Consider the following 14,082-nt stretch of genomic DNA (forward strand, 5'->3'; position numbering starts at 1 on the left):
CCGTTTGCCCAAAGCCAGTTTCCCCGCCGCGCGTGGCACCGTCAATGTCGGTGAGCGCAAGGAGGGTCGGGAAAGGCAAGGAGGCGGGAGGCTGGAACAATGACCCGTTCCGGGCTCGTTAGGGCTGCTTCCTTCCGGACCTGACCCGGTTGGCGAGTGGATCGTCCACCACCAACCTCCCGCTCCCCATATCGGCAATTCGCGACAAAAATGCAAGAGCGGCGGTGCAATCGGCAATGAATCGCTTGCAGCGGGTGGATCGGCGAAATAGCCTTCATCAAACTGCCATAAATGCCTCGAAACCGAGAGAACCCCCATGCTGCCGAGCCTGAAGGCCGGATTTACGCTCGACTCCCGGCTGGAGGCGGACACCGAGCCCTTGATGTGGCTCGGCCTGTGCGAGTTGCGCATCATGAACGATCGGCGCTGGCCGTGGCTGATCCTGGTGCCGCAGCGGCCCGACATCGAGGAGATCCACGATTTGACGCCGCTCGACCAGACGATGCTGACCTTTGAGGCCAACATGGTGGCGCAGGCCCTGAAACGCACCAGCGACTGCACCAAGATCAACAGCGGCGCGCTCGGCAATATCGTGCGCCAGCTTCACGTCCACGTCGTCGCCCGCTCCGACGGCGACCCCGGCTGGCCCGGCCCGGTCTGGGGCCATGGCCTGCGGGAGCCCTACCGGCCCGCCGACCTTCGCCTGTTTGCGCAACGGATCAAGGCGGCGTTATAAGCATCCGGTTCATTCGCGTCCGCCCGGTTTTCCCATGAGCTTCCGCCTTTTCGACTCGCCATTGCGCGAACCCAGCCAGCTTGTCGGCTTTTCCGGCAATCGGCTCGACCGGCAATCGGAAAACCGCGCCGACGATTGCGTCGAAATCGCGCTGGCCGATCCGCAAACCCGGCTGATGGCAATGCATGACGGCCGCCTCTATCTGCGGCAAATCGGCGACGGCGCCTTCGGTCCATGGTTCGACCTTGCCGGCAGCACCATCCTGGAGCCTCTGCTCGACCAGGCGATCCTGCTTGGCGTCTCGGCGACGGGGCCGGTGCTGGCCGTGCCGGCCGGCCTGCTGCCGGAGGATCTGCCGGAGACCATCCACGCCATCGACCTTCGCTCGGTCTACAGCCAGGGCCTGATCGACGACGCGGCGCTCGGCGCGCTGGCGCAAGGCGCCGCCCTGCTGTCGTGGAATGCAACCCATCGTTTCTGCGGCCGCTGCGGCACGCGGAACGAAATGCGCGCCGGCGGCTATCGGCGGCACTGTCCGGCCTGCGGCGCCGACCACTTTCCGCGCACCGACCCAGTGGCGATCATGCTGACGGTGACGAAGGAAAAATGCCTGCTCGGCCGCAGCCCGCACTTCGCGCCGGGCATGTATTCCGCCCTTGCCGGATTCATCGAGCCGGGCGAGACGATCGAAAATGCGGTGCGCCGCGAAACGCTGGAGGAAGCCGGCATTCGCCTGGGCCGCGTCGTCTATCACGCCAGCCAGCCATGGCCCTTTCCCTATTCGCTGATGATCGGCTGCTTCGGCGAGCCGCTCAACGAGGACATCCAGTCCGATCTCAACGAACTGGAAGATTGCCGCTGGTTCGGGCGCGACGAAGTGCGGCAGATGCTGGAGCGCACGCATGCCGAGGGATTGATGACGCCGCCGAAAGGCGCCATCGCCCATCATCTCATCCGGGCATGGGTGGAAAGCGAGGACCAAAGCCCTGACGTTTGAGCCATTGTCGCTACAGTGCGTCCTTCGAGGCTCGCCCTGTAGGCGAGCACCTCAGGATGAGGACCGCTGGCGCAAGCTTCCCTTATCCTGAGTGCCCGCGAACCGTCCACAACAGGGGGAAGAGGGCCTCGAAGGACGCACCCAACGCAAGAGTTGGCGCTCTACTCCGCCGCGTTCCATTCTTCACGCGCGTCGCTGCGCGGGTAGACGCCGAGAATGCGCACCTCTCGCGAGAAGAAGCGCAGTTCCTCGATGGCCAGCTTGACGTTCGGATCCTCCGGATGGCCCTCGATGTCGGCATAAAACTGCGTGGCGGTGAACGCGCCGAGCTGATAGCTCTCCAGCTTGGTCATGTTGACGCCGTTTGTGGCGAAGCCGCCCATCGCCTTGTAGAGCGCCGCCGGCACGTTGCGCACCCGAAAGACGAAGGTCGTCATCATCCGGGCATCCGGCGCGGGACGTTCCGCCCACTGCTTGCTCCTGGTCAGGACGACGAAGCGGGTAATGTTCGAATCGGTATCCTCGACATTGCTCTCGATGATGTCGAGACCGTAGAGGCCGGCCGCGAGCTTCGGCGCCAGCGCCGCCATCGAGCGGTTCTTTTCCTCGGCGACCAGCTTGGCGGCCCCGGCCGTATCGCCGGCGACGACCGGCTTCCAGCCATTCCTGCGGATATATTTGCGGCACTGGCCAAGCCCGTGGATATGGCTGTGAACGGTCTTGATTTCCTCGCGCTTCACCCCCGGCAGCACCATCAGCTCGAAATGGATGGGCAGGAAATACTCGTCGATGATGTGCAGCTTCGATTCGGGCAGCAGATAGTGAATGTCGGCGACGCGGCCCGCGATCGTGTTCTCGATCGGGATCATGGCGAGATCGGCCTTGCCGGTCTCGACCGCATTGAAGGCATCCTCGAATGTCGGGCACGGCAGAGGCTGCATCGAGGGAAAGACATTGCGGCAGGCGGTGTCGGAATTGGCGCCGGGTTCGCCCTGGAATGAGATTTTATTGGTCTTGTCCGCCATTTGCCTGGTCCTGCTGTCTGGAAAGTATCTCTCTGGCGCGCTCGAGGTCCTGAGGCGTATCGACGCCCAGCGGCACCGAGCGCACGATCTCGGCATCGATGCGCATGCCGGCCTCCAGCGCGCGCAATTGTTCAAGCCGCTCGCGCTGCTCCAGCGGCGAGGGTTTCATCGAAACGAACCGCTCGAGCGCGGCGCGTCGATAGGCGTAAAGCCCGACATGATGGTAGAGCGGCCCATCGCCATAGGGGGCGGTGGCACGGGTGAAATAGAGCGCCCTGAGACGATGTGGCGAAAGCGGCGAGCCGACGATCTTGACCACATTGGGATTGGTCTTTTCTTCCTCGCGTTCGATCTCGACGCCGAGCGTGGCGATATCGACGGATTCATTCTCGAACGGCCGCAGCGCGGCGCCGATCAGCGCCGGATCGATGGTCGGCAGGTCGCCCTGCACATTGACGATGGTTTCCACGTCGCGCTTCGGGTCCAGCGCAGACAGCGCCTCGAAAATGCGATCGGAGCCGCTTGCATGGTCGGCGCGCGTCATCAATGCCTCGAAACCACGCGCACGCACCGCCACGGCCACTTCCTCCGTATCGGTGGCGACGACGACGCGGCCGAGTTTCGCCTCGCTGGCGCGGGCGGCGACATGCGCGATCATCGGCATGCCGGCTATATCGGCCAGCGGTTTTCCCGGCAGGCGGGTGGAGGCCATGCGGGCCGGTATGAGGATGAGCGTTGACATGAAGATGGGCCAAGAATTGAAAACGGATGCGCAAAAGTGTCAAAAAGTCTCACTGGCTGCGCACTTATAGGTGTTGCAAGGCCGGAGCAAAAGACCTAGTTTCCGCGCGATTTGACGCCCTGCGAGGCGCATGACTATACCAACGGACAGATGGACGGATCCGGCCGCTGGAAAAGGGAGTTGGGGCGTATGGACTCATTCGAAATCAACAAGGTCCTCGGCGGCCTGCTCGGCACCTGCTTTATCGTCTTCTCGATCGGCATCGTGTCCGACGCGCTGTTCGCCTCGCCCGCTCCCGAAAAGCCGGGCTTCATCATCGAGGCGACGGAACCGGCCGAAGGCGGTGAAGCCGCCGCCAAGCCGGAAGCCAAGCCGATTGCCGAACTTCTGGCAACCGCCGACCCCAAGAAGGGCGAGGCCATCTTCAAGAAGTGCCAGGCTTGCCACTCCGGCGAGAAGGGCGGCCCCAACAAGGTCGGTCCCGACCTGTGGAGCGTCGTCGACCGCCCGGTGGCCGAGCATGAAGGCTTCTCCTATTCGGCCGGCATGAAGGAATTCTCCAATGGCGGCAAGGAGCATTGGACCTACGACAACCTCAACCATTTCCTGACCTCGCCGAAGGATTTCGTGAAGGGCACGGCAATGGGCTTCGCAGGCTTGAAGAAGGACGACGAGCGCGCCGACCTGATCGCCTTCCTGCGCACGCTTTCGGACAATCCGGTGCCGCTGCCCAAGGCCGAGCCGGCCGCCGACAAGCCCGCTGAAGGTGCCGCCCCGGCGGAAGGTGAAAAGCCTGCGGAAGGTGCCGCGTCAGCCGAAGACGCCAAGCCAGCCGAAGGTGCAAAGCCGGAAGAAGCAAAGCCGGCGGACAGCAAGCCCGCGGAAGCGGCGCCGGCACCTGCCGAGGACAAGCCAGCCGAGCCGGCCGCCGACAAGCCCGCTGAAGACGCGGCCCCGGCGGAGGGTGAAAAGCCTGCGGAAGGTGCCGCGCCAGCCGAAGACGCAAAGCCGATCGAGCCGGCACCGGCCCAGTAACGATTTCCCCATCGTCTTCCTTGAAAAAGCCGGGTTCGCCCCGGCTTTTTTGTTGTGCCGGCCCATTTGCCGGTTCTCACCGCCGAAGAATGCGGTAGGGTCAGGACCCATTAATCTGGTCGAAATGGTGTGAGGCCATCTGTTCGGATAGGCGGAGCGGAGGCGCAGGAAACCGTTCGGTTTTCAAGTCCTTCGCGACAAAGTAGCCGGGCAGATGGACCACATCCTGTGGACGCCAAAACGGCTGTGATCTGCTGCGTCGAACCGCTCGACCGGGGGAACTACCCCGCTCTTCGCGCTTCTTCTTGCATCTCTTTGCCGTTTCAGGCGCCATTTCGATCATATTAATGGGTCCTGACCCTAGAGCGCCGTGCGTTCAATTGAAGGCACAAAGGACGCTCTACACTTTGATGGAGCATCGGAATAACCCGAAAACCGGATTCCACTTTTCGGCTCGATGCTCTAGGGTCGAGCGGCCAAACGCTCAAGGAGTTCGCATGCGGGTTTTCCGGGCAACGGGACTGCTGAAACCGATCATTGCCGTCATCCTGCTTGCCGCGGGGCTGCACGGCGCTTCGGCGGACGAATGGCTCACCTCCTCCTCGCTGACCGGCGAATCGAAATACGGTCAGGACTTCCAGCATTATGATTACGTCAATCCCGACGCGCCGAAGGGCGGCACGCTGAACTCGACCGTGCTCGGCACCTTCGACAGCTTCAACCCGTATATCGTGCAGGGTACACCGGCTGCCGGCTTCGCCGGATTCGGCGGCGGCCTGCTCTATGACACGCTGATGGAGCAGGCGACCGACGAGGGCAGCGTCAGTCACCCGCTGATCGCCGACGCCTACAAGTTCGCGCCCGACTATTCGTCGGCGACCTACCGGATCGACCCGCGCGCCAGATGGCATGACGGCAAGCCGATCACCGTCGACGACGTGGTCTGGTCGTTCAACGTGCTGAAGAAAAACAGCCCCCGCTACAATCGCTATTTCGAGAATGTCACCGAGGCAAAGGCGATTTCCAACCATCAGGTCGAATTCAGCTTCAACCAGAAGGGCAATCGCGAACTGCCGAAAATCCTCGGCGATCTTCCGGTGTTGCCGAAGCACTGGTGGGAAGGCACGGACAAGAACGGCAAGAAGCGCGACGTCACCAGGCCGACGCTGGAACCGCCCTTGGGCTCGGCCGCCTACCGCATCAAGAGCTTCAAGCCGGGGACGGAGATCGTGTGGGAGCGCATGCCGGATTATTGGGCGGCGAAACTGCCGGTGAAGGTCGGCCGCGAGAATTTCGACATCCGCCACTACACCTACATTCTCGACGACAACGCCGCGTGGCTCGCCTTCACCAAGGGCGGGTTGCAGGACATCAAGCCGGAAAACAGTTCGCGGCGCTGGGCAACCGCCTATGATTTCCCGGCGGTCAAGGCCGGCGATGTCATCAAGAAGGAATTCAAGACGACGTCGCCCGACCCGATGCAGGCTTTCGTGCTCAACACGCGCCGGCCCTTGTTCAAGGATCGGCTGGTGCGCGAAGCCCTGACCTGGGCATTCGATTTCGAGACGATGAACCGCACGCTGTTCTACGGCTACAACACCCGCACCAAAAGCTATTTCCAGGGCACGGAACTGGCATCGAGCGGCCTGCCGCAAGGCAAGGAGCTGGAAATCCTCGAACAGTACAAGGACAAGCTGCCGCCGGAACTGTTTACCGAAGCCTACACCCTGCCGGTCTATGGAACCCCGCAGGCCGAACGCAAGAATTTGCGGCACGCCGTCGAACTGTTCGCCAAGGCCGGCTGGGTGATCAAGGGTGGCAGGATGGTCAACGCCGAGACCGGCGAGCCGTTCAGTTTCGAGATTCTGGGCTGGAACGACACCGACCAGATCATCGCCACGCCCTATATCAACAATCTGCGCAAGATCGGCGTCGATGCCAGGCTGCGCATCATCGACCAGACCCAATATATCAACCGGCTGAACAATTTCGATTTCGACGTCACCACCTCGCTGTTCCAGCAGTCCGATTCGCCCGGTAACGAGCAGCGCGATTTCTGGAGTTCGAAGGCCGCCGGCACGCCCGGCTCGCGCAACCTGATGGGCATCGAGAACCCGGTGGTCGATGCGCTGATCGATCGCGTCATCTACGCCACCGACCGCGACGACCTGGTGGCCGCCACCCATGCGCTCGACCGGGTGCTTTTGTGGAATTTCTACGTGGTGCCGCAATATTACCGCGCCGTGGTGTGGCTGGCCTACTGGAACAAGTTCGGCATGCCCGACAAGCAGCCGTCCTATATCGGTGCGGACATCGATTCCTGGTGGATCGATCCCGAAAAGGAAAAGGCGCTGGCGGCGAAATACAAGAGCGTCGATTGATGGCGATGACCGATCCCGGCCAGCCGTTGCTTCACCGCCGCGATTTCCTGGCGCTCAGTGCGGCTGCGGCGAGCGCGGCGCTGATGCCCGGCCGCGCCTTCGCCGCCAGCCCGACAGCGGTGAAGCTGCACGGGCTTTCGGTGTTCGGCGAACTGAAATACGGAGCCGATTTTTCCCGTTTCGATTATGTGAACCCACAGGCGCCGAAGGGCGGCACGTTCAATTTCCAGCCGCCCAACTGGGGCTACAACCAGAACCCGACCACCTTCAACACGCTGAATTCCTTTGCCCTGAAAGGCGATGCGCCGCCGCGCATGGAACTGTGCTTCGACAGCCTGATGACGCGCGCGCTCGACGAGCCGGACGCGGTCTATGGGCTGCTTGCCGAGAGCGTGACGATCTCGGACGACCGCAACAGCTTCGACTTCGCCCTGCGGCCGCAAGCGCGCTGGCACGACGGCTCGAAACTCAACATTGAGGACGTCGTTTTCTCGCTTATGCTTTTCAAGGAAAAAGGCCATCCCGACCTGCTGTTTCCGTTGCGGGAGCTGGAATCCGCGGCCGCCCTCGACGCCGGGACGCTGCGGCTGACCTTTAGCGGCCAACAATCGGCACAGACGATTCTCAACATTGTCACCATGCCCATTGTTTCAAAAAACTACTATGCCGCCCATGATTTCGATGCCTCGACCATGGCGCCGCCGCTCGGCTCCGGTCCCTACGAGGTCGGGCGGGTTTCGGCCGGACAATCCATAGAATTCAACCGCTTGGGAGATTATTGGGGCGCGGATTTGCCGGTCAATCGCGGCCATTACAATTTCGGGCGCATCCGCATCGACTTCTACCGCAACCGCCAGGCGGCGTTCGAAGCCTTCAAGAAAGGCAACACAACATTCCGCGAGGAATTCACCGCCCGCATCTGGGCGACGGGTTACGATTTTCCCGCCCTGGACGCGGGCAAGGTGGTGCGGCGTGAGTTTCCCGGTGAGAAAACGCCCGCCATGCAGGCCATGGCCATCAACCAGCGGCGCGCGCGCTTTCGCGACATCCATGTGCGGCGCGCCATCGACCTGTGCTTCGATTTCGAATGGATGAAGCGGACGCTGTTTTCCGGTTCCTATGACCGTTCGCAGTCAAACTTCGAACATTCGGATTTCCGTGCCAACGGACTACCGTCGCCAGCGGAACTGGCGCTGCTGGAGCCGTTTCGCGCCGAATTGCCCCCGGAAGTCTTCGGCGAGGCGGTGATACAGCCAATGTCCGACGGCTCGGGGCGCGACCGCAAGCTGCTCGGTCAGGCTGCCCGCCTGCTTAGCGGCGCAGGTTGGAAGCGTTCGGGAGATTTTCTCGTCAACGGCAAGGGCGAGCGCCTTAGTGCCGAGTTGCTTGCCAATGACGATGCGCTGACCCGTATCTTCCTACCCTGGGCAGAGAACATGAAGGCCATCGGCATCGATGCGTCCGTCAGGGTGGTCGATTCGGCGCAATATGCGCGGCGGCAGGACGAATTCGATTTCGACATGATCCTGACGGCAGTCAATATCGGCGCGACGCCGACAATAGACAGCCTGGAGATGCTGTATCATTCGCACGCGGCGGACAGACCCGGCACGCGTAACTATCCCGGCACGAAAAGCTCTGCCATCGACGCTTTGGTGGCGGCTGCGGGCCGCGCCACAAGCCGCGCCGAACTTGTCACCGCGCTTAATGCGCTCGACCGGGTCTTGCGCGCGCGTCTCGACTGGATTCCAACATATTATCTTGCGAATCACCGGGTCGCCTATTGGGATATGTTCGGCTTCGTGGAGCCCAAGCCCGATTTCGGCTTTCCGGTGGAGACGTTGTGGTGGTTCGACAGGAACAGGGCGAGAAAGATTGATAAAGCCTGACAGGCAAAATGCGCAAATGCGGGGCAATGCCTGATGGGCGCCTATATCCTTCGCCGCATCCTGCTGATGATCCCAACCCTGTTCGGCATCATGGCGATTTCCTTCGTCGTCGTGCAGTTCGCGCCCGGAGGCCCGGTCGAGCAGGTGATCGCCAAGCTCACCAATCAGGGCGGCGACGCCAGCGATCGGCTTGGTGGCGGCGGTGGCGGCGACATGAGCGGTGGTGGCCTCGACGTCGGGACTGGCGGCGATTCGAAATATCGCGGCGCGCAGGGGCTTGATCCGGAATTCATCAAGAAGCTGGAAAAGCAGTTCGGCTTCGACAAGCCGCCGCTGGAACGCTTCGGCCTGATGTTGTGGAATTATGCCCGCTTCGATTTCGGCAACAGCTATTTCCGCGACATTTCCGTCGTCGATCTCATCCTCGAAAAAATGCCGGTATCGATCTCGCTCGGCCTATGGATCACGTTTCTTTCCTACCTGATCTCCATTCCCCTCGGCATCCGCAAGGCGGTCAAGGATGGTTCGGGCTTCGATATGTGGACCAGCGCCATCGTCATTGTCGGTTATGCCATTCCAGGCTTCCTGTTTGCCATCCTGCTGATGATTCTGTTTGCCGGCGGCTCGTTCTATAACTGGTTTCCGCTGCGCGGCCTCATTTCCGACAATTGGTGGGATCTGCCATGGCCGCAGCGCATCCTCGACTATTTCTGGCACCTGGTATTGCCGCTGACGGCGATGACGCTTTCGGCCTTTGCCACCACTACCCTGCTCACCAAGAACTCCTTCCTCGATGAAATCCGCAAGCAATATGTAGTGACGGCGCGCGCCAAGGGGCTTTCGGAACGGCAGGTGCTCTATGGCCACGTCTTTCGCAACGCCATGCTGATCGTCATCGCGGGCTTCCCCGGCGCCTTCATCTCATCTTTCTTCACCGGTTCGCTCTTAATCGAAAACATCTTCTCGCTCGACGGCCTCGGTCTCCTCGGCTTCCGCTCGGTGGTCGAGCGCGACTATCCGGTGGTGTTCGCCAACCTTTACATCTTCTCGCTGATCGGCCTGTTCGTCAGTCTGATCTCCGATCTCACCTACACCTGGATCGATCCGCGCATCGATTTCGAGCGCAGGGACGTGTGATGTCGGATATCCAGATGAAAGCTGGGGTAGAAACCAGCATGGAAGCGCGCAGGCCCTTCCTGTCGCCACTCAACCAGCGCCGCTGGCAGAACTTCAAGGCCAACCGCCGCGGCTACTGGTCGCTGTGGATTTTTCTTATTCTGTTCGTTCTGTCGCTGTTTGCCGAATTCATCGCCAACGACAAGCCGATCGTCGTTTCCTACAAGGGTGAAATCTTGTTTCCCGTGCTGGTGGATTATCCGGAGGAGAAATTCGGCGGCTTCTATGCCGTCACCGACTATCGCGACCCAGTGATCCGCGACGAGATCGAGGCGCATGGCTGGATGATCTGGCCGCCCGTCCGCTATTCCTACCGCACCGTCAACAATGCGATCCCGGAAGCCGCGCCAGCCAAGCCGTCCTGGGAATACGACGAAAAAACACGCTGCAGCCAATATCCGAAGGGCGCCGACGATCCCGATTGCATTGTCGGCAACTGGAACTGGCTGGGCACCGACGATCAAGCGCGCGACGTGCTCGCGCGCGCCATATACGGTTTCCGCATCTCGGTTCTGTTCGGCCTGATCCTGACCCTTGGTTCAGCCATTCTCGGCGTTTCGGCCGGCGCCGTGCAGGGCTATTTCGGCGGCTGGACCGACCTTCTGTTCCAGCGTTTCATCGAAGTCTGGTCGGCGATCCCGGTTCTCTATTTGCTGCTCATCATTGCAGCGGTTTTGCCGCCGGGGTTCTGGATCCTGCTCGGGCTGATGCTGCTGTTTTCGTGGGTGGCGTTCGTCGGCGTGGTGCGGGCGGAGTTTCTGCGCGCCCGCAATTTCGAATATGTCAACGCCGCGCGCGCGCTCGGCGTGCCCAACCGCACCATCATTTTCCGACATCTTTTGCCCAACGCCATGGTGGCGACGCTGACGTTCCTGCCCTTCATTCTCAACGGGTCGATCTCGACGCTGACCTCGCTCGATTTTCTCGGTTTCGGCCTGCCGCCCGGTTCGCCCTCGCTTGGCGAATTGCTGAAACAGGGCCAGCGTAACCTCAACGCGCCGTGGCTCGGCATTACCGGCTTCCTTACCTTGTCCATCATGCTGTCGCTGCTGATCTTCATCGGCGAGGCGACGCGCGATGCCTTCGACCCAAGGAAAACGTTTCGGTGAGTGCGCCCTTGCTTTCCGTCCATGATCTCTCTGTCGCATTCACGCAAGGCGGCCAGGTTTCGATCGCCGTTGACCGTATCTCCTTCGATATCGCCAAGGGCGAAACGATGGCGCTGGTTGGCGAATCCGGCTCCGGCAAGTCCGTCTCGGCGCTCTCGGTGCTGAAACTTCTGCCCTACCCACCCGCCAGCCATCCGTCAGGCAGCATAAATTTTGACGGCAAGGACCTGCTGTCGCTGGACGAAAAGGCGCTGCGGCAGGTGCGCGGCAACAAGATCACCATGATCTTTCAGGAGCCGATGACATCGCTCAACCCACTGCATACGATCGAGCAGCAGATTGTCGAGGTGCTTTCCCTGCATCAGGGCATGGGCGATGCTCAGGCCCGCGCCCGCACGCTCGATCTTTTCAGGGAAGTCGGCATACGCGATCCGGAAAAGCGGCTTGGGGCCTATCCGCATCAACTTTCAGGCGGCCAGCGCCAGCGCGTCATGATCGCCATGGCGCTGGCTAACGAACCGCAACTCCTGATCGCCGATGAGCCGACGACCGCGCTCGACGTTACGGTGCAGGCGCAGATTCTCGAATTGCTGGCGAAGCTCAAGCAAAAGAACGGCATGTCGATGCTGTTCATCACTCACGATCTCGGCATCGTGCGCAAGATTGCCGACCGCGTCTGCGTGATGACCAAGGGCAAAATCGTGGAGACAGGGCCGACCGGTGCGATCTTCGACAACCCGCAGCACGAATACACCCGTCATCTGCTCGCCGCCGAACCCAAGGGCAAGCCACCGCAAGCCGACCCAGCCGCCAAGCCGGTGATGACAGGCAAGGACATCAAGGTCTGGTTCCCGATCAAGCAAGGCTTCTTCCGCAAGACCGTCGATCATGTGAAAGCGGTGGACGGCATCGACGTGACGGTGCGCGCCGGGCAGACGCTGGGCGTGGTCGGCGAATCAGGCTCGGGAAAGACGACTCTCGGTCTGGCACTCTCCCGTATGATTTCCTCGCAGGGCGCAATTCGCTTCGAGGGACGCGAGATTGATACGCTCTCCTTCAGCGCCATGCGCCCGTTCCGGCGCGAATTGCAGATCGTCTTCCAAGATCCTTATGGCTCGCTCAGCCCGCGCATGTCGGTGTCGGAGATTGTCGAGGAGGGATTGAAGATCCACGAGCCGAAGCTTTCAGCCGGGCAGCGCGACCAGCGCATTGTCGCCGTTCTGAAGGAAGTCGGTCTCGATCCGCAAACCCGCTTCCGCTATCCACATGAATTCTCCGGCGGCCAGCGCCAACGCATCGCCATTGCCCGCGCGATGGTGCTCAATCCGCGCTTCGTCATGCTCGACGAGCCGACCTCGGCGCTCGACATGAGCGTGCAGGCGCAGGTGGTGGACCTTTTACGCACGCTGCAGGCAAAGCACGATCTCGCCTATCTGTTCATCAGTCACGACCTCAAGGTGGTGCGCGCGCTTGCCAACGACGTCATCGTCATGCGCAATGGCCGCATCGTCGAAGCCGGGCCGTCGGAACAGATTTTCGAAAATCCGCAAACCGACTATACTCGGGCGCTGATCTCGGCCGCCTTCCGTATCGAGACCGCGCCCGCGGGCGTCGTCAGCCAGTAACGTTCAGGGGGAAAGATGACCGAAATGGACAAGGGCCGCATCCTGCTTGCCGTCACTGCCTTTCATCCGCAGCACTGGCACGAACTGCTGTCGGCCGATCGCACGGTGGTGAGCGAGCCGGACGGGCCGACTGATCCTTCCATCACCTATGCGGTGGTGTGGAAGCAGCGGCCTAACCTGCTGAGCAGACTGCCCAATCTGCGCGCCATCTTCTCCATCGGCGCAGGCGTCGATCACATCTTCGCCGACCGGACCATCCCCGACGTACCGATCGTCAAGATAGTGGCCGACAACCTCACGCAACACATGACCGAATATGTGGTCTGGCGCGTTCTCGACCATCACCGGCAAGGTTCGTTGCTTCGTGCCCAGCAAAACAAGAAAACCTGGCGCGACCCACCGCAGCGGCCTGCCAACGACATTTCCGTCGGCATTATGGGGCTGGGCACGCTGGGCAAGGCGGCGGCAACTGCACTTCTTTCGCTCGGCTTTCATGTCAATGGCTGGTCGCGCCGGGAAAAGACACTCGCCGGCGTCTCAACCTTTGCCGGCGAAGCCGAACTGATCCCCTTCCTCAACGCGACCGACATATTGGTGGTGCTGTTGCCGCTGACCCCGGCCACAACCGGTGTCATCAATTACGGCCTGTTGAAAGAACTTCGCCGCCGCAACGGGCTTGGTGGCGCAGTGCTGATCAATGCCGGGCGCGGGCGGCTGCAAAAGGACGCCGATATTGTGCGCACGCTCGACGACGGCACGTTGAAGGAGGCCAGTCTCGACGTGTTCGAGGTCGAGCCGCTGCCCAGAACCAGCCCGCTTTGGAACCATCCGAAGGTCTTTGTCACGCCGCATGCGGCCGCGACCTCGGACCCGAACCACCTCGTGCCGATCATGCTCAAGCAGATGGACGCCTTTGAACGCGGCGAACCGCTACAGAATGTAGTGGACCGCGAAGCAGGCTATTGAAGCCATGTTGGAAAGGGTTCAGCCCTTTTTCGCCGGTTGCTCGCACTGCCTGCGAGTGATCGAATTGTTCATCGCGGCAATCTCGCCAGTGGCATGGGCGATCTCGCGCTGTCGCTGCGAGCGAATATCGGGCAGCACCGGCCCAAGTCCGAATGGCGTATTGGAGAAGGTCGGCGTGGCATCCTTGGACAGGCCATAGCGCCGCATGAGATCGTTGCGCTGGGTAATAAGGCTCGTGCAGGATACGGCATCATATTGCAGCGAGGACTGTACGTCCTGATCTTCCCGCACGGCCAGGGAACTCGCGCAGCCCGCAACCGTCGCGCAGACGGCCAGCAACATCATTCCTCGCATCATCTCGAACACTCCTTACCGCCGCGATTTGAGCGAGCATAGCCCCG

Annotated in this window: 12 protein-coding genes and 1 other RNA gene; 9 read left to right on the forward strand and 4 right to left on the reverse strand. The window is 61.5% G+C overall.

What is annotated here, in order from left to right; translation table 11 throughout:
- Positions 1 to 83: 83 nt before the first annotated feature.
- Positions 84 to 180: signal recognition particle sRNA small type (ffs, locus tag BFN67_RS19620), an RNA gene on the reverse strand.
- 136 nt (positions 181 to 316) lie between these two features.
- On the opposite strand from ffs, the gene BFN67_RS19625 reads away from it, so the two are divergent.
- Together BFN67_RS19625 and nudC are read left to right on the forward strand one after the other, a co-directional pair.
- Complete coding sequence (locus BFN67_RS19625; RefSeq protein ID WP_080921180.1) at positions 317 to 736, forward strand: HIT domain-containing protein; 420 nt, start codon at positions 317 to 319, stop codon at positions 734 to 736.
- A gap of 34 nt (positions 737 to 770) precedes the next feature.
- Positions 771 to 1,733: an NAD(+) diphosphatase gene (gene nudC / locus BFN67_RS19630; RefSeq protein WP_080921181.1), complete on the forward strand. Its 963-nt coding sequence runs from the start codon at positions 771 to 773 to the stop codon at positions 1,731 to 1,733.
- A 161-nt stretch (positions 1,734 to 1,894) separates the two neighbouring features.
- Here nudC and BFN67_RS19635 read toward each other — a convergent pair whose 3' ends face one another.
- Together BFN67_RS19635 and BFN67_RS19640 are read right to left on the reverse strand one after the other, a co-directional pair.
- Positions 1,895 to 2,758 carry a prephenate dehydratase gene (locus BFN67_RS19635; protein ID WP_080921182.1) on the reverse strand — a complete coding sequence of 288 codons (864 nt, stop codon included), beginning with the start codon at positions 2,756 to 2,758 and terminating at the stop codon, positions 1,895 to 1,897.
- Positions 2,739 to 3,500, reverse strand: coding sequence for a 3-deoxy-manno-octulosonate cytidylyltransferase (locus tag BFN67_RS19640; protein WP_080921183.1), 762 nt, complete (start codon positions 3,498 to 3,500; stop codon positions 2,739 to 2,741). Before BFN67_RS19640 ends, BFN67_RS19635 begins: the two co-directional genes overlap by 20 nt.
- Positions 3,501 to 3,689: 189 nt before the next feature.
- Between BFN67_RS19640 and BFN67_RS19645 the strand changes: the two genes are divergently transcribed.
- From BFN67_RS19645 to BFN67_RS19675, 7 genes are all read left to right on the forward strand, one after another.
- On the forward strand, positions 3,690 to 4,535 hold the full coding sequence (locus BFN67_RS19645) for a c-type cytochrome (RefSeq protein WP_080921184.1): 846 nt from the start codon (positions 3,690 to 3,692) through the stop codon (positions 4,533 to 4,535).
- A 497-nt stretch (positions 4,536 to 5,032) separates the two neighbouring features.
- Positions 5,033 to 6,916, forward strand: a complete 1,884-nt coding sequence (locus BFN67_RS19650; protein WP_080921185.1) for an extracellular solute-binding protein — start codon at positions 5,033 to 5,035, stop codon at positions 6,914 to 6,916.
- Positions 6,916 to 8,805, forward strand: coding sequence for an extracellular solute-binding protein (locus tag BFN67_RS19655; protein ID WP_245295349.1), 1,890 nt, complete (start codon positions 6,916 to 6,918; stop codon positions 8,803 to 8,805). Before BFN67_RS19650 ends, BFN67_RS19655 begins: the two co-directional genes overlap by 1 nt.
- 33 nt (positions 8,806 to 8,838) lie before the next feature.
- The gene (locus BFN67_RS19660; RefSeq protein WP_080921186.1) at positions 8,839 to 9,942 is read left to right on the forward strand and encodes a microcin C ABC transporter permease YejB; all 1,104 of its coding nucleotides are present in this window, start codon (positions 8,839 to 8,841) and stop codon (positions 9,940 to 9,942) included.
- Positions 9,943 to 9,956: 14 nt separating this feature from the next.
- Positions 9,957 to 11,090, forward strand: a complete 1,134-nt coding sequence (locus BFN67_RS19665; protein WP_139789268.1) for an ABC transporter permease — start codon at positions 9,957 to 9,959, stop codon at positions 11,088 to 11,090.
- Positions 11,087 to 12,715: an ABC transporter ATP-binding protein gene (locus tag BFN67_RS19670; protein ID WP_080921188.1), complete on the forward strand. Its 1,629-nt coding sequence runs from the start codon at positions 11,087 to 11,089 to the stop codon at positions 12,713 to 12,715. Before BFN67_RS19665 ends, BFN67_RS19670 begins: the two co-directional genes overlap by 4 nt.
- A 24-nt stretch (positions 12,716 to 12,739) precedes the next feature.
- Positions 12,740 to 13,681 (forward strand): 2-hydroxyacid dehydrogenase, encoded by a 942-nt coding sequence (locus BFN67_RS19675; RefSeq protein ID WP_080921272.1) that lies wholly within the window; start codon positions 12,740 to 12,742, stop codon positions 13,679 to 13,681.
- An 18-nt stretch (positions 13,682 to 13,699) separates the two neighbouring features.
- Here the strand turns inward: BFN67_RS19675 and BFN67_RS19680 are convergent, their stop codons facing one another.
- Entirely contained in the window at positions 13,700 to 14,038 is a 339-nt protein-coding gene (locus BFN67_RS19680; RefSeq protein WP_080921273.1) for a hypothetical protein, read from the reverse strand.
- Positions 14,039 to 14,082 lie beyond the last annotated feature (44 nt).

Source organism: Manganibacter manganicus (assembly GCF_002075885.1).
Lineage (GTDB): Bacteria > Pseudomonadota > Alphaproteobacteria > Rhizobiales > Rhizobiaceae > Mesorhizobium > Mesorhizobium manganicum.